Raw genomic sequence first — 20829 nt, forward strand, 5'->3', positions numbered from 1 at the left:
TATTTCCGCTGGTGCTCCCTCCGGCCCGGCCTCATGAACTACCGTAAGCTCCAGGCCGTGATCGATGCCGCCTACCATGTCGATCCAGGGCTGATCGGCGGCTCTCCCATGCAGAAGCTTGCGCGCATGTACGGCGCCCTGGACGCCGGCATCATCTTCGGCTGAGATTCGTCTCGGGCCCAGCGACAGCGGATTGGAGCGCGCGATGCAGGTGCAGCTTGGAGCCGTCCTGGCGGACGATCGCGAGGCAGTAACCCTGATCCTGGAGGGCGACCAGGTTCCAGGCGTGTTCCTTAAACAGGATGCCGCAGAGCTCAGCGGCACCATCGAGCGCTTGGCGATGGTGCGCGCCAACATGGCGCCGGAGGTGGTACGTGAGCTCGACCCTGGATCTCGCGTTCTACCCGTCTCCGATCCCATATGGCGTGGGACGATGGCGCCGGATGGAGCTGCAACGCTCGCTTTTCGTCATCCGGGTTACGGGTGGGTCGTCTTCCAACTGCCCCCTGGGGAGATCGCGACGCTCGGGAAACTCCTCGTCACAACGGCCAGCCCCACACCTATGGCGTCACCGGATTAGCTCCGATGCGCGCGCCCCTATTAAAGCTCGCATCCTCCCTTCCGGAGTTTTATGCAGCCTCAGGCAGAGATGCTGTTCGCAGAGGTGAAGGCTTCGGCTGCCTGTGCGCTAAATGCCGGATCGAGATCGCGGCGCCGTTCGGCTTTGAGCGACGCGTGATCTGGTGTCTCTACTGTGGCCTTGAGGAGGGTCAGCTCGTAGAGATTGATCGGCCGATCGCATGCCATCGGTGGACGTTCGGGATTACGCGAGAAGAGGCCATCCAAGAACGCGCGGCTTTCGAGCGAGGAGAGTTTGACGAGGCCATGGAAAGACGCACTCGTGAGCTCGATGGCGATCGTTGAACTAGAATTCCGGCCCCGAGCCCACTCCTTAAGGCAGAGCGCGATGGAAAACGACCAGCAAGCCAACGACCTGGAAGCCATGGCGGCCGCTCTAGAGGCTTCCGGCGATTATCAGGTCCTGCGCAGGCTCCAGCCCCGAAACGCGATCGCTGTGGCGCCCCCAGGTGAGAGGATCTGGCGAGGCCTGGTGCTCGATGTCGAAACGACCGGACTCGCCGCAGACGATGAAATCATCGAGCTCGCCATGGTGCCGTTCACCTATGGGCGGGACGGTACCATCTTCGACGTTGGCGAGGGCTTTGAGCGCCTACGGGAGCCGGCAAAGGCGATCCCTTCCGAAATCAGCCAGCTCACAGGCATAGACGCCAGTATGGTGGCAGGGTGTGAGATCGGGGCCGAGGAGGTCGCAAATTTCGTCTCTGAGGTGGACCTGGTTATCGCCCACAACGCAGACTTCGATCGCAACGTCGTCGAGCGCTCCTTTCCGATCTTTCGTGACAAGCCGTGGGCGTGCTCGCTCACGCAAGTGCCCTGGAAGGAGGAAGGATTCGCCGGCGTTAGGCTTGGCCAGTTGCTCAACAGCTGCGGCCTGTTTCACGGCGCCCACCGCGCCGGTGACGACTGCCGAGCCGTGATCGAGCTACTGGCGCGGCCGCTGCCGAAGTCAGGCGTTTCTGCGATGTCACGGCTCCTGGACGCGGCCCGCGCCGAGAGCATTAGAATCTGGGCCTCGAACACCCCATTTGAGCAAAAGGACAAGCTGAAGGCGCGAGGTTACAAATGGGTGGACACCACGCCCGCTCAAGGCAAAGCGTGGGTCATCGACGTTTGCGAAAGCCAACTTGAAGATGAGATGTCATATCTACGTTCAGAAATTTATCGCCGCGCCAGCATCCAGATCCCGCTTGCTCGCGTAACTGCTTATGACCGGTTTACCGACAGAGCCACCTGGATTTGATCCGGCGAGCGTCTGCTATCTTGCAACAGCAGACGCAACCATCACCGATCCTCGCCTCGCCGTTTCCGGTCAAGCCTGGCCTGACCCCGAGCCCGATCCACGGCGCCGAACGCGAACATCGCGCCAATACAAATGAACATGAAGGCCGCTCCGCCAATCGCTCCCATCAGGCCGCCGCGAGAACCCGCGAGTGCTCCCGCACCTGTCAGGGCAATAAGGAGCCCTGTACCTGGATGCGGGCCATAATCCGGAAGCCGCCCCACCCCTCGACGAAATTCGCCCAGAACCTTGAAAGCGCCGGACCATGCAACGGGCGACAGCAGGAGCGCCAACGCACCAAGAATGGCAAAGACGGGAAGCGCATCGCCCGCCAACTGCGCCGCGCGCGCATCCGTCTGTCCCGGCACAAGCCGGTCTCCCAGCATGCTGACGGACGACAACAGCGCCGTTATGCCCGCGTAGGCCGTCGCCGCCCGTCGCCAAGCCTTCGCGTCTCCGCCCATTGCCCGCTCCTATGCCTGACGCCATCCTGGCGTCTAGATGCTCAACAGATCCCCCAGCAGCCATCGCCTGGCGCGCCTTGGGATCGCCGCTCAGCCTCCATGGCCCTTTACGTAAAAAAGGCCAACCGTTCCAATGAGAATGCACGTCACCGTAATCACATCAATGATTTTCACTTTCCGACTCATGAAGCCGTGAACAGAGTGAAAGGTTTTACGGATGTGAAACATCAAGTTTCTCCTAGTCGTTGCGTGCGCCGCGCTGGCCGAGGCGGCGATAAAGGGTGGGCACACTGACGCCGACCTCTTCGGCGACAGATTCAACGGTACGAGAGAGATCGTCCCACAGGCCACGGGCAACCTCCTCGCTTACTTTCCAATTCTTGGGCGGCGCTCCTCCCAAGCGGCCGGTCGCCGCGCGCTGCTGGCTCATCTTGGCAGCCACTTCCTTGCGGTTAACGCCCTCCGCGCGTTGCGCGAACGCGAGCACCCGAACAACGTCCGGGTGCCATCGAATGGTTTCGCCCGTCTCTGCGTCGAGGACGGCGGCATTTCGTTGCCCCACCTTCTCGAGGGTGGCGAGGACATCAGCTTGTGATGTGCCAAGGCGACCAGCATTCGCGACGACCAGATAATCCCCACTCAAGAGCTTGAGGATGGCCTTTTCGCGCTCGGGCAAAACCCCGCCCCGGCGCCCAGGAACGATCACGTCCACGAACACCCGCTTGAAGTCTTCGATGCCGGCACGCCGCAATGCGTCCTGCTGCGCCTCGAGCGGGGGGCCCGCACGTGAAAGCCGAATGTAGCCACGCTTCATGGAACGCCTATTTTGCAATTATCATAACTCTTGTGCTTGACATTATGATAGGAGTTATGAGAATTGTCAATCAATGGCTTCCCACAACGGATTGCGAACCATGAGCAGCGCCGCGACTTCCTCCCCTCGTCCCCGGTACATTCGCCAGTTCCTGGACCTTTCGACGGCTCACCTCACCCCCAGCACGCGAAACGAGTGGGCTCTCTCCGTGCCCACTCATGTCCATGAGACGACGTATGGGTTCCTTGTCTGGGCAGGAGACCAAGACGACAGCACCACTGATGAAGGGTGGCCGAATGAAGTCGTCGAGTGCCGCCGTCTCGCCCGCTCGCTGAGCTGCGACTACCTGCTGTTCGACTCTGACGCCGACGCGATCGGCGAACTGGAGACGTTCGACGATTGACCCACGCCAATCTTCTTCGATCCAGCGGAGGCACACCACCCGTGACGATGATCCAGCCTGCAACGATCACAGCCGCCAGACGCGACTTCCTGCTCAATACCCCCAACGCCTGCACCCGTTGGGGACAGGTCACTCTAAGCGCTACGGCGGTCTGCGCAGCCGCCGAACGCCGATTTGTGCTTTCCGGCCCCTCCGGGTGCCACTCCCTGTTGGTGCCAGCAACGGATGCCGCTCGTCTGAATGCCCACTGGCAGGCCTTCTGCGCGGTTCCAGCCAACTTCCCCACCACCGTCGAGAGGAACTGAGATGTCGCGCACGCCCGCAGAAGTGGTTCAACTCATGCTCAGCGCCATGAGCGAAATGGCAACGCAGATCGAGCAGATGCAGAGCATGTTCACTGACGAAGACGGCGCTATCGCGAACGCGCTCGATGAGTATGCCGAGGCCGAAATGGCCGGCCGCGAACTCATCAAAGCGCTCACAGCCAATTAGGCGCGCCATTTCACGGATCGTCGTTACCCCGCGCCTCAGCCTGGTTGCCCAGATTGCTGCACCGGCTGGCACGACGGACCAAGCCCAGGGCGCCTGCGCCTCGCCGGCGTGGGCGCCCTGCTCCCGCGATGAACGCTTCAGCTGAGGATTTGGCTATGCCGCTCTATGCTGTGACCGTGAAGGAGATCGTCCTGCGGACTGCCATCATCGACGCTCCGAATAAGGCGGCTGCGCGAGAAATGGCACGCCGCGGCGAATGCGACGATTGGGTGGATCTTCAGGCCACCGGTGAAGGCCGCCAGGTCGTGGGCAAGGCTCTTCTCCAGGCGCCTTCACAGCGCTCACCCATCTCCGGCTTGCGCTGTCCGAAGTGATCTATTATATTTCCCCAATGATCTATCATTGCGGAGATGCTGCCGTGGCTTTGAAGACGATTTCCGATCAACGCGACGAGCAACGTGTTGCGCTCGAGCTCCTGGGCGATGCTCTGCGCTCGGCGCAGAAGGAATTGGACCGTCTCTGGAAGCTCCACGAGGCCAAGTTCGGCAGCGAGGATGATACCTACATCCGCGACGGAGCATTCACCGACGCCGGCCTGAAGCGCCTCCGTCTGTTTTTCGAGGAGAACAAGCGGAACGTGGAGCTCGCGCAATTCTTCGGTGTGACGGATGGCGCGATCGCTTACCAGCGCAAACGCTGGATGCAGGGGAAGGCGGCGCGCTGACCTCATACCGTGCCTCGATGAGCGCCGCCTCAACCTGAGGCGGCGCTACGCCGCGACCCACGGATCAATTATAGGGACCCCGCACCCCTCGAAGTCCCGAACGTTTCGGGTCACTACCGCGAGCCCATGAACGATCGCCGTCGCGGCAATGAGCGCGTCGCCTTCGGACTTCCGGTTTGGGACATGGAGCCCGGCGCAGCATCGGGCCACAGGCACGTCCACGTCCAGCACGCGGCCGGCGAACGCCGCCAGAACTCCGGTATCCAGCCAACGCCTCAGCACAAGCCCCTTTGAAGGATCACTGCGCTCTGCTTGGCGCACACCTTTCTCGATCTCGAGGATCGAAATCACCGACACGTAGAGGCTGGAGGTCGGAACGCTCCGAACCCAAGCCAAGACATTGGCATCGGCCCGCGCGGTCCTCCGCAGCTCGGAGAGGACGTTGGTGTCCAGCAAATAGCTCACAGCTCTACAGGCCTCGTGACATCGCCCAGGCGAGCAGGCTCGAAGTCGATGTCGTCGCCATCCGGCATGCCAAGCAGCACGTCCAGCGTCGGCTGCACCGTTTGCAGCTGGGTGTAAGCCTCAAATGAGAGCAGCACATGCGTCGGACGGCCTCGGTCGGTCACGAGTACCGGACCCGTGAGCGCCGCCTTTTTCGCGCGAGCAACATCCTGATTGAAATCCCGACTTGAAAAGGTGGTGGGCATGCCCGCCTCCGCGCATTGTTGCTACGTTGCTATTTTTAGCTTGCACAACCCCGATTGGCAATGTAGCAATGTTGCTACTTTCGCAACGGCGGAAGCTCACGCCAGATGAGGCAAGCTGCCATGGGTGCTGTGTTCAACTCCATGAAGATGGACGGAAAATTGATCCGAAAGCAGGTCGAGGCAGGATTCCTCGACGCCCAAGAGAAGGATCGTCACGAGAACGGCCACCAATACTCGGGTGGATTTGGCATGGCGGCCGGCATCCTGTTCGCCTCTCGGACGTTCGACGACGAGGCCACCGCCAATACCTGGCTCGAGGACAACTGCCAGAAGTTCGGGCCTGCCATTGCGGTCTCGTATCTGGATGAGCACGGCGCTGCGGCGTGGCTTGTGGGCGCCAACTGCGCCTCCTGAAGGCGTCGCTGAAAAGGGCGGACCATGTCTCAGATCGTCGTCATCCCACGCCCCAACATGCGCAAATTCGGCACCATCTACGAGGTCGAGGTTCGGGGGCTCCGACTTTGCCGTAAGGACGGCTCCCCTCGCCGCTTCGGCACCGCAGGCGCCGCACAAACGGCCGGAGAAGCCTTCGCAAAGGATAGTGCCGTCCGCACCTCCGATTGAGGACTTCCAAATGAGCTACGTCATCGCATTTTACGAGATCAATAAGGCCTACGGGGGGTCGGAGGAAGGTGGCTGGTGGTTTAACACTGGCACGCTCGTCCGTGTATTCGCGGTGCGCAGGACCGAGACCAGCGCGTTCGCGGTCGCCCGTCGCGCCAATGCTTTGCTGACGCGTCTCCAGCGCAGCAAGCGCTCGGTCGGCAGCGTGCTGTACGATGGCGGCCGGCACGAGGCGCATGTCTACGAAAACACTGCGCCCGCCCACTTCCCGGAGAGCCGCCCCCACTACGAGTGAGCCGCCCGGGAATTACTCCATCCGCCAGGGCGCCTCCAATTGGCCGCCCCGGCAATCACCCCCTTCATCTTGAGGATCACACCATGCTCAAATTCACGAAAGGCGCTGTCAAATGGTCGCGCCGCGGCATCGACGACTACTATTGGCTTTACTACACCCCGAACTGGTTGGGCCCGCGTCTCCGCTATTTCGGCTATGCGCAGGAGTGGTACGACGGCCCCTTCTCGAGCTTCGGCTTCTGGTGGTTCAACGTCTGCTGGCGCCTTCCCTGGACGCGGCATGACGGAACCCGAAGCTTGATGTTCAAGGCACCTCATGGGCTTGGACAGGCCCAGCGCACCGCGGCGCTCGAGGGCCTGGCCGCGGCGCGGCTCTTCATCCTCGGGTTCGAGGACGATGAAGCCCAGGAAGGCATCACTGATCTCCTCGCGAAGATCGAGGCGGGCATCTCGGCCTTGAGGGAGCCAGTCACCCCGGACGCACCCAAGTAGCCGTCACGCCGGCGCCAGCGCGGCTACGGCGCCAGCCCCTCAGCACCGGCAATATAATCCGGCGCGATGCCCGCCATTTCCCCCAGAGCCGTGGCGAGCTGATCGAGGCGGCCTGCGTCCAGAGCGGCCGCTGGCAGCTGCGCCCGGATGATCCCGCCTTCATCGAGCTCGATGCTCGCTTCCGGGAAGTTGACCGCCAGGGCACTCACAGGATTTTCGGACGTGGAACCCGATCGAACCTGCTCGAGCACCAGGCCAGCGCCGTGCTCCTGCGCGCGTACTTGGCAGGAAAGACAGACCTCGACGCCCTGGGCCGGCGGGGGCAACAGCCCCGCCACCGCCAGGACCTCCTCCAACCGGCCGGGCTCCAGCGTGAAGATGAAGCCCGAATCCGCGTGGTAGCGGCCGACGTACCAATCCTGAGCGCTTACGTCTGCCTCGAGCCCAAGCCCGTCTTCACCTGCTGTCACGACGAGCGCGCCCCCATCGGCGGTGCCGCGGCGCAGAGCTTCTGCCCCTCCCCCGGTTGGCTCGATTGAAAACCCGTACTGCTTGCCGATGCGCTCAACCGCCGCGCGCTGTGTTTCTGACGCCATAAGGATCTCCTTTTGGGGGTCGGAGTGGATCGGGTTGCGGCGACGCTTGTTTGATACTTTTAGTATTGACAATGACGATAAGTCCCGGTCAAATACAACCAACGTCAATGACGCCAGCATTCCCGGCGGCACGGCCGCCTCTGGTGCTCGATCATTGACCTTCATAACCGACGATAGGAGCCAACCAGATGCGGCACAACTCCCGAACGATGTTCACCGTCCGCGCCATCCGCTCGATGATCGAGGAGGGCGCCAGTGACGCCGAGATCGCGGCCTCCCTGGGCGAGGACGAGCTCGACGCCGAGATCGACGCACGGCTTGCCGAGTACGAGCACGAGTTGCGCTACGGCCACGACGGGGACGATGAGATGACCGCTGCGGAGCGGGAATTTCACGATCGCCTGAGCCTCGGTCGCAACGACGCCGGCGAATGGCTCGGCTTCATGTGAGGAGATCTTCCATGACCCGCACTCTCCCAAGACCGCACCTTGGAGCCCAGCATCCGCAGAACGTTCCGCTGTCGGACTGGACCGATGGGTGGCTCAAGATGAGCGTCGCCCATCACACCGGCACGGGCTTCCTCCTCGCGACCGACGCCGAGAAGCGCGCCAACGGTTGGCCGCTCACGCGGGATGAGATGATCGCTATGCTCATCGAGCGGAACGACATCCCTGCCGCCGGCGTGGGTAAGCCCGCGACGGCGCCCGCAGGTGCTCCGGATTGGGGAGAGCTGGCGACCAGGATCGCCGAAGCTGTCCTGCTGGAGCTCGGGCACGGCTCGAACGCCTCCCGCGATCCCGGAGCGGACCGGCGGCGTGATCGCCTGTGCGCGGTGATCCAGCCACTGCTGGAATCCGAGAGAATGCGCGGCTCCTAGCCACGCGCCCCAGAACACTCCGACGACAGGAGATGGACATGCTGCAATTCGAGTTTCATGCCTATGCCGGAGACGAGTTCGGCAGCACCGCAAGCAAGGCGGAGGTGACGCTCGTCCCCCTGCGTAGCGACAGCGCCGCTCGGTCACGGGCCGGGCGGATGGCGAAGCGCGTCAACGGTCCTGTCGATCTCGCCCGCGCTGGCGCGGCGGAGTGGGACGACCGTTACATCACGACCGCCAAGCCCTGCGACATCCGCCAGGCCGGATATCGGTTTGAGAGGATGAGCTGAACCATGAAGCTCACCCCGCTGGCGCTCGAGACGCTGGGCCTCATCCGAGATGGCAAGGTGCGGCAGGTCAATTGCGGCACGGCTGCATGGCGCATTTTCGGAGCGAACCCTTCCGTCGTGGGCCGTCTCGTTTCGCGCCAACTGGCTGTCTGGGGCGGCTACGGCGGCGAGACTATCTCCATCACCCTGACCCCTGCCGGCGAAGCCGCTTGGGCGGCGGCAACGGCCGCCGCTCCGGCAGCGCCGGACCTCTTCCCCCTCGCACCCTCTACCGGAGAATGACCATGCCCAGGAATCATAGCGAAGATCAGGAGCGGCACACGGCTATCGGCGCTCGCCTCAGGTTTGCCCGCATGCGCAAGGGACTGAGCCAGGAGAAGGCGGGCGAGGTGATCGGAGTGACATTCCAGCAAATGCAGAAGTACGAGAACGGCCGCAACGGCCTCTCCTGCGTGGCTGCCGTCAAGTTGGCAACTGCCTTGGACATTTCGGTCTCCTACCTGCTCCTCGGTACCGAGGAGGAGAATGAGGCGGGCTTCCCCCTCATGGGAGCGAAGGCCTACGAGGCCGCGACGATCGTCGAGCAATTGCCGGCGCACCTTCGCCCCCAGGCCGTGGCCTTCCTGCGAAGTGCGGCCAACCTGGGCGGGGCCAACCTGGGCAGCGAGGCGCTCCAGGCTTCTGCGATCTGATGTATCCTGCGCTCCAGGAAAGGAGGAGAGCATGTTCGACCTAACCACTGTGTTCGGAGATGCCCCGGTCGGCTTCACCGAGCCGGCCGCGATCTGGGCAGCTCTCCCCCCCGAGGTGCAGCAGCAGATCGGCATTGCGGCCATCACGATGACCCTGGGACGCCTTGGCCAGACCGCCGGCCTGATACCCGACCACGGCTATGCCGCGGCCGAGATCGAGGCGATGCAGGTGATCCAGCAGCACCTCGAGCAGCACGCCCCGGAAGCGTTCTCGAATGGCGAGGCCCGGCTCCCCCGTCTCTCGGCGCTGGGGATCAGGGCCTGCCGCCACTGCGGCTGCACGGACGCCATTGGCTGTCCGGAGGGTTGCACGTGGATCGCTGAGGAGGTCTGCTCCAGCTGCGCCGGCGCCGACAAGGATGCGAGGACGTGATGCAGAGGATGACCTCCCCCGCCCAACTCAACGGCTACGCCCTGCGCGTGACGCCGATGCTGGTCGAAGGCTTTCTCGCCGTGTACGGCGATCGTGACCGGTACCCGGGCGACGATCGAGCGACCCGCAAGGCGGACGTGATGCTGGCTGTGCAGAGGCTCTGCCTGGCCTCCGCGTCGGATGGCACTGTCACGGTCTCAGCGCATCGCTCGAACCCGCTGGCGGCCCCAAGCTGCGTCGGGTTCCTCGAGGTGTATGAGCGCAACTCGAACCTCGACGGGCGCAGCATCCCCCTGATGGTGGAACGGCTGCGCACGGCGCTGTCGCTATTCCTCGCCCGCAACGACGCTGCCGGCTCCTGAGGCGCTGTTCGATTCCCCGTCTGCGCGCCGCCCATCAATGTGGGCTTGTGCCAGGCCGAGCAGTGCCTGGGCGACCTCATCGCCGGACCATCCCGCCACCTCGCCAGCGGCCGCGAGCTGACGGAATGCGGCTTCCATGCTCATTTCGCAATCAAGCACCCTGTCCGGGTGGCCCTCTGGCCGCCGGGGTCCGTCGATCTGCATCGTCGCCTCCCTCCGTTGGGGCAATTCAAGCACAGGTTTGAAAGCGCCGCCCCCTCTGTTATGTTCCCTCTTTGTTCTTTTCCGGAGCGGGACGCAGACGGTGGAGCGTGAACCGGTGCGCAGAATCATCGACTACCCCTGGGTGGTCGTCCGGATCGCCTGCAGGGTGTGCGCTCGCAACGGCCAGGCGCGGCTGGCCCGCCTCGCGGAAAAGCACGGCGCCGAGTGCTCGATCGAGGAGCTGCTAGACCGCATCGCCTGGACGTGTCCCTATCCCCGTCTGAAGCCAGACCAGAAGGCCCGCAAGTACCACGCCTATTGCGGCGTCTTCCTGCCCGACCTCGAGCTGCCCGCACCGCGGCCGCCGGATATGCCCGGAACAGGCCTTCGGCTTGTCCATGGCAAGGACACTGGCACGACGCCCAGCGATCAGGATGCAGCGTGAAGAGGATCAGTCGCCCTCGCCGCCGGCCGGCAGCTTCCGGCCGTCGTCCTGGGGCACGGAGCGCTTCTGCGCCCGTTCGCGCCGACGCACTTCCTTGTCGATGGCAGCTCGGACCAGATCCAGCGTGTCTTCGCCTTCCGCAAGGACAGCCGCAATGCGCGTCTTCGCCCCTGCGGGTAGCGTGACGTGCAGTCGCTCGCTCCAAAGTTTAGTCCGGCCCATGCGGCGATGGCTAACGTGTGCATGAAAGGGAGTCAAACGACACCTAATTTCGTGTGCATGTTATTGACCCATTATCATGCACACGTTATGCGTTCAATCATGCACATGATTGGACGCCCGATGTCGCCCAAGTCGCCTCACGAACAAGCCAGCAAAATCAGACGCTCGGAGCTCAAGCGCTCCGTCGTGGTGGCAGGCCGCAAGACTTCCGTGACGCTTGAAGCCCCATTCTGGGAAGCCCTGCAGGACATCTCCCGCGAGCGCAGAATCACAGCCACCGCACTGGTCAACGAGATCGATGCACGGCGGGCCACGACAAACCTGTCCGCGGCAATCAGGATCTATGTGCTTGACTATTACCGGGCGCTGGTGCGCAGCCTTCGCCCCAGATCCCACCACGGCTGACAGGAACAGCGCCGATGCTCAAGCATCGCCACGATGGCCCGTACACCATCGAACCCGTCATCATCGGCTCCGTCGCAGCCTACTACATGGTGGTGAATGCCGCCGGCATGCCCGTGGCCCAAGGATCTCTCTCGCTCTGTCGGCGAACCTTGGGCCTGCCCGACGCGGACCCTGATCCTCGCCCTTCCGCCCCGCCGGCGCCCGCCGCGCAGCCGGCCTCTGCAGCGCCCACGCCGCGGCAGGCCTCCCTCTTCTGACTGGAGATGACCGTGCAGCCGAAGACCGCCGACCAGGTGTGGAGCACCTATCTCGTTGAATGCGGGGACGGGTCGATCTACTGCGGCGTCACCAACGACGTGGACCGGCGCATGCGGGATCACGCCTCGCCGCGGGGGGCGAAGTATGTGCGCAGCCACGGCGGGGTCCGCTCACTGCTGCGGGCGATCGCGCTTCCGAGCAAGGAAGCGGCGATGCGCGTCGAATTCTGGATGAAGCGCGCCAGCCGCGCCCGGAAGGCCGCCATCGCCGCCGGCGCCGAGCTGCCTGCGAGCTGGCTCGAAAAGAGAGGAAAGGCCCCCATCGCCGCCGCTGCGGCCGGAATGATGATGATCTTCGCGCTGGGCATGGGAGGAACGCCGGCGGCCGCGCAGGCTACCGGCCCTGTCTCGTCTGAGATGGTATCCAATGCCGCGGTGTTCATCATCGACGGCGACACCATTTCGGTCCACCGCGAGCGCATCCGGCTTTTGAGCATTGACGCGCCCGAAACCCATGAGCCCCGGTGCGAGGCCGAGCTCGTGGCCGGGCTGCGCGCCAAGGAGGCACTCCGCACGATGCTCGTCCAGGCTCGAACGATCGAGCTGCGCCGGTCGGGCCGCCTTGATGTGTACGGTCGGACGCTCGCTGACGTGCTGGTGGACGGTGCAGAAGTCGGTGCGAAGCTGGAGGCTATCGGCCTCGCCCTGCCCTATCGCCCGGGCCATGCCGCCAAGCTGGCGCGGGCGCGACACTGGTGCGGCGATGCCGTCGAGGTGCCGCCGGCCCACCAGCCATTTTACCGGCAGTAGGCCAGCTTACGCCCTCTCAGGCGGTGCGGGCGAGCCCCGACCGCAGACGGCGCCGGAAGAACCGGCCAAAGCTGTACGTCCACACGAGCTGCGCCCACGCCTGCCATGACAGGTGACGCGCCACGGCCAGCGGCACGAACCACGCGTTGTGCCCGGTACGACGGACGAGACAATAGCCGCCGGACCTCATCACCGCGCGGGTCTCGCCGAACCGCTCGCGATCGTCCACGACAACCAGCTTCGGCCGGAACCGCTTCAGCGTCAGGCCCCTCAGAACCTCCGGCTCCGCCCCTTCCACATCGACGGAAATGTAGTCGATACGGGAGAGGCCCGCGCCCTCGAGCACGGCATCGAGCGTCGCCGCCGGCACGTCCAGGACGGCATCCTCCGGGCCGATCTTGCTCGGGTTGAAGACGATGGTGCTGTTCCCCCGGCGCTCGAGGAGCGCCACCCGCCCGATTCCGGCCGCCTCAGGCGCCACACAGGCGACTTGCGCCACGTCCGCCTGCCGGGACGCCCGCAGGTTGTTGGCGAGCTCCGGAACCGGCTCCACCAGCAGCCCCCTCCACCCCATCATCTCGAGGTGAAGCGTCTGGCTCTGGAAGACGGGATCATATGCTCCCACCTCCACGAAGGTCCCGGCCCGGCCGAGGAAGAGGGTGGTCAGCCCTCGCTCCTCCTGTGCCGAGTACACAGCATCGCCGGCGAGCAAGCCGCCCACCTGCTTACTGGTGCGTTCCAGCTTCTTGAACATGCCGCCCCCCTGAGATTTCAAATTGAAGGAGAGGCCGAAGCCGAAAGGGTGAAGCTGGTGCCAGAAGTATCAACCACCATGCAGTAGATGGCGTCGCTCAGCTCGCTCACCAGCTCCTCCGCAACACGGGTGGCCGGGATGAACGCCCGCATCGCGATATCGGTGTCTCCGCCCTTGATGTAGTCGCCTTTGGTGAGCCAGATCTCAGCTTCCGGGAAGCGAGTGCGGGCGCTGGCCAGTTCCGGGCCAACCCTCGCATCGAAGGGCAGGGCCGTGAAGTCGAACGCTTCCTCGATCTGAAGACCTATCTGGCCGTCCTTGATGGCAACACGGATGTTTTCCCCATTGAGAAGGGGACGTAGGCGCTCGACCATCTCGAGCGGGACATCCTTCGTCCCGGCGGGGACATCACCAAATTTATCGGTGATGAAGGTGCAGTTCTCGGAGAAGACCGTTCCTACTCCCAATTTGGGGTCAAGATCCTCGGCTTCGCAGAGGGTCCGGGCATTGGAATAGAGGACGCCGACGGCTTGGGCGTCGTCCCAGCTCACATAGTCGAGCGCATTCCACCAATGCAGCCCTTCGGTTCGCCATCCATTCAGCTTGGCAGTGGCCTCATAGACCTCCATCGGAGGCTTCGCCGCCAGCGCGGCGGCAGCCGCGGCAGCAGCCGCGGCCTCCCTCTGAAAGCGCTCCAGGAGCGGCACAGCGACCGCCATGGCCTGGCGCACGGCCTCGAGGGCCCGCTCTGCGCCTTCCAGGTTGGACCGCTGCTCAGCCTCCTTGGTGGGATCGAGCGGCACCCCCTCGAGATAGATATCGGCTATGGCGTCCTCCGCCACCGGCGCTGCCAACCGCAGGGCGCCGAGGATCTGCTCCAACGCAGCCGCCGGCTCGATCGGGCTTGCCGGCAGCTTCGCGGCCGGCGGCGCCGAAGCGCGGCGCCGCTCTTTAAGGACCAGATCCTCAGCCTGGCCGAACACCTCCCGCAGGAAGTCGGGCGGATAGCCGCCGCACTCCGAGACGAACGCCTGCAGGACCTTCAGCGCCTCCTGCTCCGGCCCCTTGCCGAGCGCCGCGGGCGCACGCACCTGGCGCGCGGCCGGCACCGGATCGCTCATGATGATCTCGAACAGACGATTGTAGTCGCCGCCCGTGGGCACCCGCGCGCCGCCGCGTTGTCCGTCATCATTGAGACCGTCGTCATAGGCTCTGACGAGATTGCGGATCACTTCGATAAGAGGCTGTGCCGCCGGGACACCCGAGCCGGCGGATACCGAAGGCGTGGCCACCTGCTCGAGCTTGATGGGCGGCACGGCATCGTGGGCTGCCCGCTTGAACCGGGCCAAATCCTGCGGGCGGACCCCATAGTCATCGGCCTGCGCCTCCATTTCCAGCAGCGACAACCGTGCAAACCGAGCCTCGGCCGGCCCGAACTCGGCCGGCTTGTCCATGCCCGGCTGCCAATGACGCACCGAGGCGTCATACTGTCCGGGCAAGCCGCTGCTCCACTTGAGGAACGGGAGCCCCTTCTGCTCGCAAAAGGCCTCGATGTCACCCGTGCTTCCGAAATAGATCTCCTCCTCGATCGTAATCGGAAATCCCTTGGCCAGGGCATAGTCAACCTGCTCTTGCGGCTCCGAGAAATACTCGTCGAGCAACGGGCGCAGCTGCTTCAGGACGGCCGGTGTGATAGCGCCGCCGATCATCAGTCTCGTCTCAATCTTGGCTGCCATGGCCTGCTCCTGCATCAATGGGGATGGGCGTGGCGCCGGCCTGCCGCCGGCCACATCAGGCGAGTGTTGCGCCGAGCTCGGCCGCCGAGCGGGCGAGCTGCATGGTGATGAAGCCGTGCTGCTCGTAGACCGTGGCCCGGGCAGGGCTGGTGACAGTCGCAACCTCCGCCGCTCGAGAGGCCCATGCCGTGATGCGCTTCGGATCGAGTTTGCCGCCCAACGCAGCGCGGATCTCCGCATCGGAGGTCGGGCCGATCCGGTTCGGCCCCTGCGGCTTTGCCATGGCATAGCCGGGCAGCTGCTCGACATAGATCTTGAGAGGGCCGGAGACCTGGTCAAGCTGGAGGCGGGCGAAGTCGTGCGGCGCCTCCTCGCGCAGATTCACGACCGTGCCGTCGTGGCGCTCCAGAAGCCCGAACCAGATCAGGTTCTCGATCCGGTCCAGGTTGTAGAAGTCCAGCAGGAGCTGCGGATTGAAGGTCACATAGCCGCGGTCGGACAGAAGCGACAGAACCGGCAGGATGGCGGCATTGAACATCGCCGCGCGCTCGGACCACACGTCGTTCCCATCCGGGACCACGCCGTCAGACAGCATCCGGAACAGGCTCTCGCGCCTGGCATTTTCCTCCATGTCTCCCAGGAGGGACGCAAGGCCAGCGTTGCGCAGCTCCGCCAAGGAAGCCCACCGGCCACCTGCGGCCACAGGCACCAGCTGGTAGGCCGAGGGCGTGTTGTTCTCATCCCAGGACCGAATGTGCGCCTCGGCCTCCGCCTCGCCGGCGAAGATCACCGCCACGGACTGGCCCGCCGAGTCCAGCAGCGACCAGAAGCCGAGCCCCATGGCGTTTCCCAGATAAACCCCCCACTCCGGATGAACGATTACAACCTTCGTGCTCATGTTGGTCTCCATCACATCGCTGGCGCTGGCGCAGGCTCACCCGCTTGATCCAGCGCATTTGCGTCAGCCACCTCGAAAAGCTGGTCAGTCATCATGCTGACGAAGCCGGAATGGGCCATCACGTCGGGGAGGAACGCCCACATCTCCAGCGGGGAAAGGGCGTGCGGTCCGGCCGTGAGCCAGATCTCGGCGCCTTGAGGCTCCCACGACTCCCGAAGGCCCGAGAGCGTTGCAACGTCGTTGTCGGTTAGAGCCAGACGCAGCTCAACGGCGATCAGGATGCCGTGCTGAGTGACGGATCTCGATGCCATGGCCGCGACGAAGGCATAACGAGGGTCCGCGCCAGCATCGAAAATCATGGGAGACAGCTCGGAAACGGCCTCCATCTCCCGCTCCGACAACGCGGCGATGGCCTTGCCGTCAACATCGGTCAGGCGGCGACACCTTTCCTCGTTGTGAAACATCTGACCGGCTCGTAGATCGAGCGCATGGGCCTCGCAGACCTCCGCAGCCGACGCGAAGGTCGTGCCCCAAGACACCGCCCCTTTCCAGTTATCGGCCTCGTTGGTGTCCCACCAAATGCCGTCACCGTCGCCGCCATGTTCCCAGCCGTAGGCGCGAGCGGTCGCCTCGGCGAGGCTCTTCTTGTCGTCTTCTGCCGGCGTCAAGGAGGACGGGGCAGATCCCACCACCTTAGCGATGCTGGCGATCAGCCGGCGGCAATCTCCACCGGCGGGTTCGTCGTTCAGATCCGCATAGCGCTCCAGATAATCGAGGGCGCTACTCAGCAATGCCGCGTGGTCCCCGATCGCCTGGGCTTCGGGGCTCTCGGACTTCGCCGCCTTCGCGGCCTCGGCCGCCGCCTCCCGCTCCAGGCGGGTCTCCGTAAGCACCTCCCAAGGCCGCGCATCGACAACGTCGAATGCTCTCAACTCATCGCGCTCACCCTCAAAGTCGGAGAAGGGCTTCTCCGACTGGCAGAACATCTCCGTGGCGGCCTCCACGGCCGCCTCCCGATCCTCCGCTTCGACCACGATGGTGTAGCGGGACTTCTCTTCCAGGGTGACGGACATGGCGGGCATGCTTGCGCTCCGGATGCACTGCGGCGGTTGGCGTTAGAGCGAGGGGCTTGAGAGCAGGGGCTCGGGCTCGGGGGCGGTGTCGGCGCCTCCGAGACGATCCGCGACACCCACAGCGGCGGCCAGCTGATCCGCCGTCTCGAACGAAAGCTGGATCTCGCGCCCCTTCCCGGCAGCGGCGATCGCCTGCGTCAGGATCTCCACGGCCGCGGCGAGCTCGTCCCCATCCAGCAGCGGGCAGACTTGCCCAGCGTCCAGCACGCCCTGCAGAGCCGCCGCGGCCGCCGCCGCGTCGTTCACCGGCACGCACAAGAGGTCAGCGCCTTCATCCACGAGGTCGGACACGAACCACTGGTTCACCTGGTTGACCACGTCGAACAGCGCCGGCGATGGCGCTCGAGGATCGCCGGGCAGCAGCGGCTCGGCGCCCTGATCGAGCTCGTGCGGCTCCCAAAAGTTGGCGATGCCCGATGGCCAAAACACCACAGAATACTGGACCGCATCGGCGCGCCCGATCACGCTGTCGATGATGCCGATCTGGCCGGCCGGCGCGCCGCGCTCGTTGTAGTCGCCGCTGTCCTGCACCGCGACCCGGCTGACGAACCGGGCGTTCCTGGGAAGTGGGTGGGAGAATTGGGTCACAGCAGGCGCTCCTTCTCACCGAGCAGTCGCAAGAGGTGTTGTTGTGCGAGCCAGTCTTCGGGAAAGGACTTCTCGCGCATGTAGGTGCCGGCCTGGCGGTTCTTCACCCACTCGAACCCCACGACAGACAGAAAGGAGAGCCCCCGGCTCGGGCGAATGAGGGCGACCGGCGCGGCGCCAATGAACCAGGCGCGGCCGCGAGGCCCTGTCTTGATGGAGAGGTGGCCCGGCTTGTGCCGCGCCACGATCTCGGCATCCCATCGCCCCTCGTTGACGACGATATGCGAGGGGTTGGTGAAGCCATCCACGTGCATTGCGTTCATGCAGCCGTCTCCTGCTCCTCGCGCGAGAGCAGCAGGCTGTTCTTCACGCTGGCGTCGAAATGGGGGAGGCCATCAACATTGAGGACGTAGCGGCGCGCCTCACGCACCAGGGCCGCCGGCGCATCCTCGACGAACGGCTCCGGGATGGCCGCCCCGAGGCGGGTCTCGGCCCGGTAGTGCTCAAACAGGCCGGAGGCCTCGGCGCACGGCGTCGCCATCCCGACATAGATCAGGGAGCGCCACAGCGGCTGGTCGATAAACCGCATCCACAGGAAGCCGTTCGGCGGGAAGATGCCGGACTTGCGCGTCTCCTCGAGGGCGTGCGCGAGGACGCCGGCGATGAAGCCGCGCCGCGCCAGAACCGGGTCGATCGCGAGGCGCGCCTTCGGTTCATCCACGCCCGTGATCGGGATGCGCTTGTTCAGGTCGGCGATCTCGTCGGCCGTCGCACTGCCTGTGATGAGCAGGGGAAGGGCCAGGCGGGCGTTCTTCACGACTGTGAATTCCGGCGCCCGCTCCTGCAGGAAGGCGGCGAGCGCCACCGGCGGCTTCTCCGTAGCGAGGCCGTCGTGGATATCCAGCACCACTTCGCGGGTCTTCTCGGCCTCGACCGCCTTCATGATCTCGCGCCACACGTCGCGCATGTACTCATCCACGCGCTTGATGGTGGAGAGGAAGGCCTTCTCGTCCTTGCCGGTCATGGCGTTGATCCGCGCCAGCGTCGCATAGAGCACGACGGCGTGGTGCCAGGGCAGGTCGGCGACGATCGCGCTCACGTCATCGCGGGACGCCGTCAGGCGGGGCCGCGGTCCCGAGGTGTCGTAGCAGCGCAGGAACGGGTTTTTGGGGCCGAAGTTGGCGATGAGGCCGGCCCGGGCCTTCTCCAGGTCGAACCGAGGGAGGCCACCCACCACCGAGATGGCGTCCGCCGAGCGTAGAAATTCCTGGGCCGTCATCGGCATGCCCGCGGCGCCGCGGTCCTGCGGGTAGGCGCTCATGTCGAACCGCAGGAAGAACGCATTGTGGGGATAGAGCGGCGCCACCTTGCCCATGATGTCTCGATAGCTGGGCGGCTCATCGTGGGCGGTGAAATTGCCGATATGGGCGGCCCGCACCTTCTGCCAGGCCGAATAGCCCATCACGCCGATCAGGATCGAGAAGAACACCCCGAAGGGGATACTCGAGAGAAAGAGAGACCAGAACTCGTAGCCACCCTTCCTTGGCACCATCGCGAAATAGCGCCCCCACCCGGTGAAGCTCCACAGTCCCACCGTCTCGACCAGGCGGCTGATCCGGTAGACCGGCCCCAGGACCGGGCTCAGCACGAGCCACAGGATCGAACCCACGAAGGTTACGAGGGCCACAAGGAGGCCGGCGAGCAGCCATTCATTGAAGTCGCGGGGGGAGCCACCATTCGCCATGATGCGTCACATCCCCATGCCGGCGGACGCCACGGCGACCGCATTGGACCCGGGCTCCCAGCGATTGTCGTAGGACCCTTGGCGGGCCATCACGTTGTCGCTGATCCGCACCTCGGCGCCGTGCTCCTCGAGCAGGGCCCCGAGCATCGCCGTCGCACCATGCTCGACGCCGGCATAGGTGCCGGTCAGCAGGACGTAGGGGCGTTCCGCCGCGCCGAGCCCTTCCACGAGCCAGCGGCCCGCCGCTTCCATGTCCCGGCCCCAGGCGACGAAGCCCGTGTCCATCGCGGCCTGGACGGCGCGCGCCAGGTGCTGCTGGCCGAGGCAGTCGGTTTCCTTCAACAGGCGGAGGCTGTCGCCGTTGTGGAGCACCACCACTTCCGCGCCGGCGCCGAGTTCCAGCTGGATGTCGTGCGCCTGGTCGTGCATGGCGTCGGCGGTGATGTCGTAATCCGGCCCATGGTCCTTCAGGCCCTCCACCAGATCGCCGGGATGAACGATGACGACCAGGGGCCGCTCCACGTGAGCTTCGGCCTTCACGAGGGGCTGGACGCCGTCCAGCGCCCGGTTCTCCCGCTCGAAGCGGTCAAAAGCCCGCACGAAAGGCCAGTAGTCCGCGATCCGAGGGCTCGTCTGCGGTTCGTTCGGCAGCCGGTGCGGCTTCGCGCGCGGATGCCCCGCATAGGCGTCGGCGCTCCGCACCGCCTCCTCGTGAGCCTGTGGGTCGGTCCAAACGTCGGGGTTGGTCGATATCCCCTCGACGCGATCGGCCCACGCCCCCCAGATCTCCGAGCGCTCCTCCCCGCCCGCGGGCGAATAGGTGAACGGCGCGAGGCCGCAGTCCTGCGCCAGCTTGTCGATCGTCGCACGGTCCCGGTCCATCACACCTCTCCATCATCAGATCGCAAATGCAGGGCGACGACGGCCGGCGCGAGCCGGCCGCCGGCCCAGGATCAGCCGGTCGCGAAGTTGGTCGTGGCGCCGACGATGATGCCGATGATGGTGAGCAAGGCGCCGATGGCGAGGCCGGCGACGGAGGCGCCGACGTTCTCGCGGCTGTTCTCGTTCTGCACCGCGTCGTAGAGCTTCTTGCCGCTGACCGCCGCCAGGATGAGACCGACCACGCCGGCGGCGATGGCGACGATCGTCGCGATGTTGCCGCCGAACGTCGTCACCGACGTGGTGTTGAGATTGGAGCTCGAGGCCGTCGAACGGGCCGTCTTCAGGAAATCGAGCGGTGCGGCCGGATCGGTGGTCGAGGTCTGCGCCGCCGCCGGCAGGGCGGAGAGGCAGACGACGCTGGCCGACGCGAGGCACCCGTAATAGGCGTGCGCCACGCGGGCGCGCGCAGCGGCGAGCGGGCCCGCCGTGCTCCGGATGGCGGGCGGTTCGCCGGCCGCACTGAACATCTCGGACTTCAGGCCGAGCAGCATGGGGATGCTCCT

37 protein-coding genes are annotated in these 20829 nt (G+C 65.0%); 21 read left to right on the forward strand and 16 right to left on the reverse strand.

Features of this window, described 5'->3' with window-relative positions:
- Positions 1-205 precede the first annotated feature (205 nt).
- On the forward strand, positions 206-580 hold the full coding sequence (locus V5F74_RS24470; protein WP_394010295.1) for a hypothetical protein: 375 nt from the start codon (positions 206-208) through the stop codon (positions 578-580).
- A 59-nt stretch (positions 581-639) separates the two neighbouring features.
- Here the strand turns inward: V5F74_RS24470 and V5F74_RS24475 are convergent, their stop codons facing one another.
- Positions 640-846, reverse strand: a complete 207-nt coding sequence (locus tag V5F74_RS24475) for a hypothetical protein (RefSeq protein ID WP_394010296.1) — start codon at positions 844-846, stop codon at positions 640-642.
- A 121-nt stretch (positions 847-967) separates the two neighbouring features.
- Here V5F74_RS24475 and V5F74_RS24480 point away from each other — a divergent pair, with 121 nt between their 5' ends.
- Positions 968-1882: a 3'-5' exonuclease gene (locus V5F74_RS24480; RefSeq protein ID WP_394010297.1), complete on the forward strand. Its 915-nt coding sequence runs from the start codon at positions 968-970 to the stop codon at positions 1880-1882.
- Positions 1883-1923: 41 nt separating this feature from the next.
- Here V5F74_RS24480 and V5F74_RS24485 read toward each other — a convergent pair whose 3' ends face one another.
- Both V5F74_RS24485 and V5F74_RS24490 read right to left on the reverse strand, forming a co-directional pair.
- Positions 1924-2385 carry a hypothetical protein gene (locus V5F74_RS24485; RefSeq protein WP_394010298.1) on the reverse strand — a complete coding sequence of 154 codons (462 nt, stop codon included), beginning with the start codon at positions 2383-2385 and terminating at the stop codon, positions 1924-1926.
- Positions 2386-2623: 238 nt separating this feature from the next.
- Positions 2624-3199 carry a recombinase family protein gene (locus V5F74_RS24490; RefSeq protein ID WP_394010299.1) on the reverse strand — a complete coding sequence of 192 codons (576 nt, stop codon included), beginning with the start codon at positions 3197-3199 and terminating at the stop codon, positions 2624-2626.
- 100 nt (positions 3200-3299) lie between these two features.
- On the opposite strand from V5F74_RS24490, the gene V5F74_RS24495 reads away from it, so the two are divergent.
- From V5F74_RS24495 to V5F74_RS24510, 4 genes are all read left to right on the forward strand, one after another.
- Positions 3300-3602 carry a DUF5983 family protein gene (locus V5F74_RS24495; protein WP_394010300.1) on the forward strand — a complete coding sequence of 101 codons (303 nt, stop codon included), beginning with the start codon at positions 3300-3302 and terminating at the stop codon, positions 3600-3602.
- A gap of 306 nt (positions 3603-3908) precedes the next feature.
- The gene (locus tag V5F74_RS24500; protein WP_394010301.1) at positions 3909-4094 is read left to right on the forward strand and encodes a hypothetical protein; all 186 of its coding nucleotides are present in this window, start codon (positions 3909-3911) and stop codon (positions 4092-4094) included.
- A 155-nt stretch (positions 4095-4249) separates the two neighbouring features.
- Positions 4250-4468 carry a hypothetical protein gene (locus V5F74_RS24505; protein WP_394010302.1) on the forward strand — a complete coding sequence of 73 codons (219 nt, stop codon included), beginning with the start codon at positions 4250-4252 and terminating at the stop codon, positions 4466-4468.
- 44 nt (positions 4469-4512) lie between these two features.
- Positions 4513-4818, forward strand: coding sequence for a hypothetical protein (locus V5F74_RS24510; RefSeq protein ID WP_394010303.1), 306 nt, complete (start codon positions 4513-4515; stop codon positions 4816-4818).
- 45 nt (positions 4819-4863) lie between these two features.
- On the opposite strand, the gene V5F74_RS24515 is transcribed toward V5F74_RS24510, so the two are convergent.
- Both V5F74_RS24515 and V5F74_RS24520 read right to left on the reverse strand, forming a co-directional pair.
- Positions 4864-5283, reverse strand: a complete 420-nt coding sequence (locus V5F74_RS24515) for a type II toxin-antitoxin system VapC family toxin (protein ID WP_394010304.1) — start codon at positions 5281-5283, stop codon at positions 4864-4866.
- Positions 5280-5528: a type II toxin-antitoxin system Phd/YefM family antitoxin gene (locus V5F74_RS24520; RefSeq protein ID WP_394010305.1), complete on the reverse strand. Its 249-nt coding sequence runs from the start codon at positions 5526-5528 to the stop codon at positions 5280-5282. Before V5F74_RS24520 ends, V5F74_RS24515 begins: the two co-directional genes overlap by 4 nt.
- A gap of 120 nt (positions 5529-5648) precedes the next feature.
- On the opposite strand from V5F74_RS24520, the gene V5F74_RS24525 reads away from it, so the two are divergent.
- The 4 genes from V5F74_RS24525 to V5F74_RS24540 all read left to right on the forward strand — a co-directional run bounded on the left by V5F74_RS24525 (position 5649) and on the right by V5F74_RS24540 (position 6938).
- The gene (locus V5F74_RS24525; protein ID WP_394010306.1) at positions 5649-5942 is read left to right on the forward strand and encodes a hypothetical protein; all 294 of its coding nucleotides are present in this window, start codon (positions 5649-5651) and stop codon (positions 5940-5942) included.
- 24 nt (positions 5943-5966) lie between these two features.
- The gene (locus V5F74_RS24530) at positions 5967-6152 is read left to right on the forward strand and encodes a hypothetical protein (protein ID WP_394010307.1); all 186 of its coding nucleotides are present in this window, start codon (positions 5967-5969) and stop codon (positions 6150-6152) included.
- 10 nt (positions 6153-6162) lie between these two features.
- Positions 6163-6447, forward strand: a complete 285-nt coding sequence (locus V5F74_RS24535; RefSeq protein WP_394010308.1) for a hypothetical protein — start codon at positions 6163-6165, stop codon at positions 6445-6447.
- 83 nt (positions 6448-6530) lie between these two features.
- Positions 6531-6938, forward strand: a complete 408-nt coding sequence (locus V5F74_RS24540; RefSeq protein WP_394010309.1) for a hypothetical protein — start codon at positions 6531-6533, stop codon at positions 6936-6938.
- A gap of 23 nt (positions 6939-6961) precedes the next feature.
- Here the strand turns inward: V5F74_RS24540 and V5F74_RS24545 are convergent, their stop codons facing one another.
- Complete coding sequence (locus tag V5F74_RS24545; RefSeq protein WP_394010310.1) at positions 6962-7534, reverse strand: hypothetical protein; 573 nt, start codon at positions 7532-7534, stop codon at positions 6962-6964.
- A 188-nt stretch (positions 7535-7722) separates the two neighbouring features.
- On the opposite strand from V5F74_RS24545, the gene V5F74_RS24550 reads away from it, so the two are divergent.
- The 8 genes from V5F74_RS24550 to V5F74_RS24585 all read left to right on the forward strand — a co-directional run bounded on the left by V5F74_RS24550 (position 7723) and on the right by V5F74_RS24585 (position 10837).
- Entirely contained in the window at positions 7723-7983 is a 261-nt protein-coding gene (locus V5F74_RS24550) for a hypothetical protein (RefSeq protein ID WP_394010311.1), read from the forward strand.
- A gap of 11 nt (positions 7984-7994) precedes the next feature.
- Entirely contained in the window at positions 7995-8411 is a 417-nt protein-coding gene (locus tag V5F74_RS24555; RefSeq protein ID WP_394010312.1) for a hypothetical protein, read from the forward strand.
- Positions 8412-8449: 38 nt separating this feature from the next.
- The gene (locus V5F74_RS24560; RefSeq protein WP_394010313.1) at positions 8450-8701 is read left to right on the forward strand and encodes a hypothetical protein; all 252 of its coding nucleotides are present in this window, start codon (positions 8450-8452) and stop codon (positions 8699-8701) included.
- Positions 8702-8704: 3 nt separating this feature from the next.
- Positions 8705-8983 carry a hypothetical protein gene (locus V5F74_RS24565; RefSeq protein WP_394010314.1) on the forward strand — a complete coding sequence of 93 codons (279 nt, stop codon included), beginning with the start codon at positions 8705-8707 and terminating at the stop codon, positions 8981-8983.
- Between the two features lie 2 nt (positions 8984-8985).
- A complete protein-coding gene (locus V5F74_RS24570) occupies positions 8986-9393 on the forward strand; it encodes a helix-turn-helix domain-containing protein (RefSeq protein ID WP_394010315.1) in 408 nt (135 codons plus the stop codon).
- Between the two features lie 31 nt (positions 9394-9424).
- Entirely contained in the window at positions 9425-9826 is a 402-nt protein-coding gene (locus tag V5F74_RS24575) for a hypothetical protein (protein ID WP_229644281.1), read from the forward strand.
- An 8-nt stretch (positions 9827-9834) separates the two neighbouring features.
- Positions 9835-10188: a hypothetical protein gene (locus V5F74_RS24580; RefSeq protein ID WP_394010316.1), complete on the forward strand. Its 354-nt coding sequence runs from the start codon at positions 9835-9837 to the stop codon at positions 10186-10188.
- A 304-nt stretch (positions 10189-10492) separates the two neighbouring features.
- Positions 10493-10837 (forward strand): hypothetical protein, encoded by a 345-nt coding sequence (locus V5F74_RS24585; protein WP_394010317.1) that lies wholly within the window; start codon positions 10493-10495, stop codon positions 10835-10837.
- 6 nt (positions 10838-10843) lie between these two features.
- On the opposite strand, the gene V5F74_RS24590 is transcribed toward V5F74_RS24585, so the two are convergent.
- Positions 10844-11059, reverse strand: a complete 216-nt coding sequence (locus V5F74_RS24590) for a hypothetical protein (RefSeq protein ID WP_394010318.1) — start codon at positions 11057-11059, stop codon at positions 10844-10846.
- 120 nt (positions 11060-11179) lie between these two features.
- On the opposite strand from V5F74_RS24590, the gene V5F74_RS24595 reads away from it, so the two are divergent.
- The 3 genes from V5F74_RS24595 to V5F74_RS24605 are packed head-to-tail and all read left to right on the forward strand — an operon-like array spanning position 11180 to position 12531.
- Complete coding sequence (locus V5F74_RS24595) at positions 11180-11464, forward strand: ribbon-helix-helix domain-containing protein (RefSeq protein WP_394010319.1); 285 nt, start codon at positions 11180-11182, stop codon at positions 11462-11464.
- A 14-nt stretch (positions 11465-11478) separates the two neighbouring features.
- A complete protein-coding gene (locus V5F74_RS24600; protein ID WP_394010320.1) occupies positions 11479-11721 on the forward strand; it encodes a hypothetical protein in 243 nt (80 codons plus the stop codon).
- Positions 11722-11733: 12 nt separating this feature from the next.
- Complete coding sequence (locus V5F74_RS24605) at positions 11734-12531, forward strand: GIY-YIG nuclease family protein (RefSeq protein WP_394010321.1); 798 nt, start codon at positions 11734-11736, stop codon at positions 12529-12531.
- 16 nt (positions 12532-12547) lie between these two features.
- Here V5F74_RS24605 and V5F74_RS24610 read toward each other — a convergent pair whose 3' ends face one another.
- The 9 genes from V5F74_RS24610 to V5F74_RS24650 all read right to left on the reverse strand — a co-directional run bounded on the left by V5F74_RS24610 (position 12548) and on the right by V5F74_RS24650 (position 20817).
- The gene (locus tag V5F74_RS24610; RefSeq protein WP_394010322.1) at positions 12548-13285 is read right to left on the reverse strand and encodes an FkbM family methyltransferase; all 738 of its coding nucleotides are present in this window, start codon (positions 13283-13285) and stop codon (positions 12548-12550) included.
- A 17-nt stretch (positions 13286-13302) separates the two neighbouring features.
- Positions 13303-15021 carry a hypothetical protein gene (locus V5F74_RS24615; RefSeq protein ID WP_394010323.1) on the reverse strand — a complete coding sequence of 573 codons (1719 nt, stop codon included), beginning with the start codon at positions 15019-15021 and terminating at the stop codon, positions 13303-13305.
- A gap of 55 nt (positions 15022-15076) precedes the next feature.
- On the reverse strand, positions 15077-15919 hold the full coding sequence (locus V5F74_RS24620; RefSeq protein WP_394010324.1) for a hypothetical protein: 843 nt from the start codon (positions 15917-15919) through the stop codon (positions 15077-15079).
- An 11-nt stretch (positions 15920-15930) separates the two neighbouring features.
- Positions 15931-17001, reverse strand: a complete 1071-nt coding sequence (locus tag V5F74_RS24625; RefSeq protein WP_394010325.1) for a hypothetical protein — start codon at positions 16999-17001, stop codon at positions 15931-15933.
- A 33-nt stretch (positions 17002-17034) separates the two neighbouring features.
- Positions 17035-17640 carry a hypothetical protein gene (locus V5F74_RS24630; protein WP_394010326.1) on the reverse strand — a complete coding sequence of 202 codons (606 nt, stop codon included), beginning with the start codon at positions 17638-17640 and terminating at the stop codon, positions 17035-17037.
- Complete coding sequence (locus V5F74_RS24635) at positions 17637-17963, reverse strand: hypothetical protein (protein WP_394010327.1); 327 nt, start codon at positions 17961-17963, stop codon at positions 17637-17639. Before V5F74_RS24635 ends, V5F74_RS24630 begins: the two co-directional genes overlap by 4 nt.
- Positions 17960-19384: a secretion/conjugation apparatus DotM-related subunit gene (locus V5F74_RS24640; protein WP_394010328.1), complete on the reverse strand. Its 1425-nt coding sequence runs from the start codon at positions 19382-19384 to the stop codon at positions 17960-17962. Before V5F74_RS24640 ends, V5F74_RS24635 begins: the two co-directional genes overlap by 4 nt.
- Before the next feature lie 6 nt (positions 19385-19390).
- Positions 19391-20266: a hypothetical protein gene (locus V5F74_RS24645; protein WP_394010329.1), complete on the reverse strand. Its 876-nt coding sequence runs from the start codon at positions 20264-20266 to the stop codon at positions 19391-19393.
- A gap of 71 nt (positions 20267-20337) precedes the next feature.
- The gene (locus tag V5F74_RS24650) at positions 20338-20817 is read right to left on the reverse strand and encodes a hypothetical protein (RefSeq protein ID WP_394010330.1); all 480 of its coding nucleotides are present in this window, start codon (positions 20815-20817) and stop codon (positions 20338-20340) included.
- Between the last annotated feature and the right edge of the window lie 12 nt (positions 20818-20829).

The sequence above is a fragment of the Xanthobacter aminoxidans genome (assembly GCF_043193615.1).
Lineage (GTDB): Bacteria > Pseudomonadota > Alphaproteobacteria > Rhizobiales > Xanthobacteraceae > Xanthobacter > Xanthobacter aminoxidans.

What these genes read in the sequence shown, in the direction of transcription:
- V5F74_RS24570 (WP_394010315.1), top strand. Translation starts at nt 8,986, where the DNA reads ATGCCCAGGAATCATAGCGAAGATCAGGAGCGGCACACGGCTATCGGC.
- V5F74_RS24535 (WP_394010308.1), top strand. Translation starts at nt 6,163, where the DNA reads ATGAGCTACGTCATCGCATTTTACGAGATCAATAAGGCCTACGGGGGG.
- V5F74_RS24610 (WP_394010322.1), bottom strand. Translation starts at nt 13,285, where the DNA reads ATGTTCAAGAAGCTGGAACGCACCAGTAAGCAGGTGGGCGGCTTGCTC.
- V5F74_RS24575 (WP_229644281.1), top strand. Translation starts at nt 9,425, where the DNA reads ATGTTCGACCTAACCACTGTGTTCGGAGATGCCCCGGTCGGCTTCACC.
- V5F74_RS24590 (WP_394010318.1), bottom strand. Translation starts at nt 11,059, where the DNA reads ATGGGCCGGACTAAACTTTGGAGCGAGCGACTGCACGTCACGCTACCC.
- V5F74_RS24595 (WP_394010319.1), top strand. Translation starts at nt 11,180, where the DNA reads ATGTCGCCCAAGTCGCCTCACGAACAAGCCAGCAAAATCAGACGCTCG.
- V5F74_RS24650 (WP_394010330.1), bottom strand. Translation starts at nt 20,817, where the DNA reads ATGCTGCTCGGCCTGAAGTCCGAGATGTTCAGTGCGGCCGGCGAACCG.
- V5F74_RS24490 (WP_394010299.1), bottom strand. Translation starts at nt 3,199, where the DNA reads ATGAAGCGTGGCTACATTCGGCTTTCACGTGCGGGCCCCCCGCTCGAG.
- V5F74_RS24565 (WP_394010314.1), top strand. Translation starts at nt 8,705, where the DNA reads ATGAAGCTCACCCCGCTGGCGCTCGAGACGCTGGGCCTCATCCGAGAT.
- V5F74_RS24480 (WP_394010297.1), top strand. Translation starts at nt 968, where the DNA reads ATGGAAAACGACCAGCAAGCCAACGACCTGGAAGCCATGGCGGCCGCT.
- V5F74_RS24470 (WP_394010295.1), top strand. Translation starts at nt 206, where the DNA reads ATGCAGGTGCAGCTTGGAGCCGTCCTGGCGGACGATCGCGAGGCAGTA.
- V5F74_RS24600 (WP_394010320.1), top strand. Translation starts at nt 11,479, where the DNA reads ATGCTCAAGCATCGCCACGATGGCCCGTACACCATCGAACCCGTCATC.
- V5F74_RS24645 (WP_394010329.1), bottom strand. Translation starts at nt 20,266, where the DNA reads ATGGACCGGGACCGTGCGACGATCGACAAGCTGGCGCAGGACTGCGGC.
- V5F74_RS24525 (WP_394010306.1), top strand. Translation starts at nt 5,649, where the DNA reads ATGGGTGCTGTGTTCAACTCCATGAAGATGGACGGAAAATTGATCCGA.
- V5F74_RS24615 (WP_394010323.1), bottom strand. Translation starts at nt 15,021, where the DNA reads ATGGCAGCCAAGATTGAGACGAGACTGATGATCGGCGGCGCTATCACA.
- V5F74_RS24550 (WP_394010311.1), top strand. Translation starts at nt 7,723, where the DNA reads ATGCGGCACAACTCCCGAACGATGTTCACCGTCCGCGCCATCCGCTCG.
- V5F74_RS24555 (WP_394010312.1), top strand. Translation starts at nt 7,995, where the DNA reads ATGACCCGCACTCTCCCAAGACCGCACCTTGGAGCCCAGCATCCGCAG.
- V5F74_RS24620 (WP_394010324.1), bottom strand. Translation starts at nt 15,919, where the DNA reads ATGAGCACGAAGGTTGTAATCGTTCATCCGGAGTGGGGGGTTTATCTG.
- V5F74_RS24485 (WP_394010298.1), bottom strand. Translation starts at nt 2,385, where the DNA reads ATGGGCGGAGACGCGAAGGCTTGGCGACGGGCGGCGACGGCCTACGCG.
- V5F74_RS24505 (WP_394010302.1), top strand. Translation starts at nt 4,250, where the DNA reads ATGCCGCTCTATGCTGTGACCGTGAAGGAGATCGTCCTGCGGACTGCC.
- V5F74_RS24580 (WP_394010316.1), top strand. Translation starts at nt 9,835, where the DNA reads ATGACCTCCCCCGCCCAACTCAACGGCTACGCCCTGCGCGTGACGCCG.
- V5F74_RS24540 (WP_394010309.1), top strand. Translation starts at nt 6,531, where the DNA reads ATGCTCAAATTCACGAAAGGCGCTGTCAAATGGTCGCGCCGCGGCATC.
- V5F74_RS24640 (WP_394010328.1), bottom strand. Translation starts at nt 19,384, where the DNA reads ATGGCGAATGGTGGCTCCCCCCGCGACTTCAATGAATGGCTGCTCGCC.
- V5F74_RS24520 (WP_394010305.1), bottom strand. Translation starts at nt 5,528, where the DNA reads ATGCCCACCACCTTTTCAAGTCGGGATTTCAATCAGGATGTTGCTCGC.
- V5F74_RS24545 (WP_394010310.1), bottom strand. Translation starts at nt 7,534, where the DNA reads ATGGCGTCAGAAACACAGCGCGCGGCGGTTGAGCGCATCGGCAAGCAG.
- V5F74_RS24560 (WP_394010313.1), top strand. Translation starts at nt 8,450, where the DNA reads ATGCTGCAATTCGAGTTTCATGCCTATGCCGGAGACGAGTTCGGCAGC.
- V5F74_RS24500 (WP_394010301.1), top strand. Translation starts at nt 3,909, where the DNA reads ATGTCGCGCACGCCCGCAGAAGTGGTTCAACTCATGCTCAGCGCCATG.
- V5F74_RS24625 (WP_394010325.1), bottom strand. Translation starts at nt 17,001, where the DNA reads ATGCCCGCCATGTCCGTCACCCTGGAAGAGAAGTCCCGCTACACCATC.
- V5F74_RS24530 (WP_394010307.1), top strand. Translation starts at nt 5,967, where the DNA reads ATGTCTCAGATCGTCGTCATCCCACGCCCCAACATGCGCAAATTCGGC.
- V5F74_RS24495 (WP_394010300.1), top strand. Translation starts at nt 3,300, where the DNA reads ATGAGCAGCGCCGCGACTTCCTCCCCTCGTCCCCGGTACATTCGCCAG.
- V5F74_RS24635 (WP_394010327.1), bottom strand. Translation starts at nt 17,963, where the DNA reads ATGAACGCAATGCACGTGGATGGCTTCACCAACCCCTCGCATATCGTC.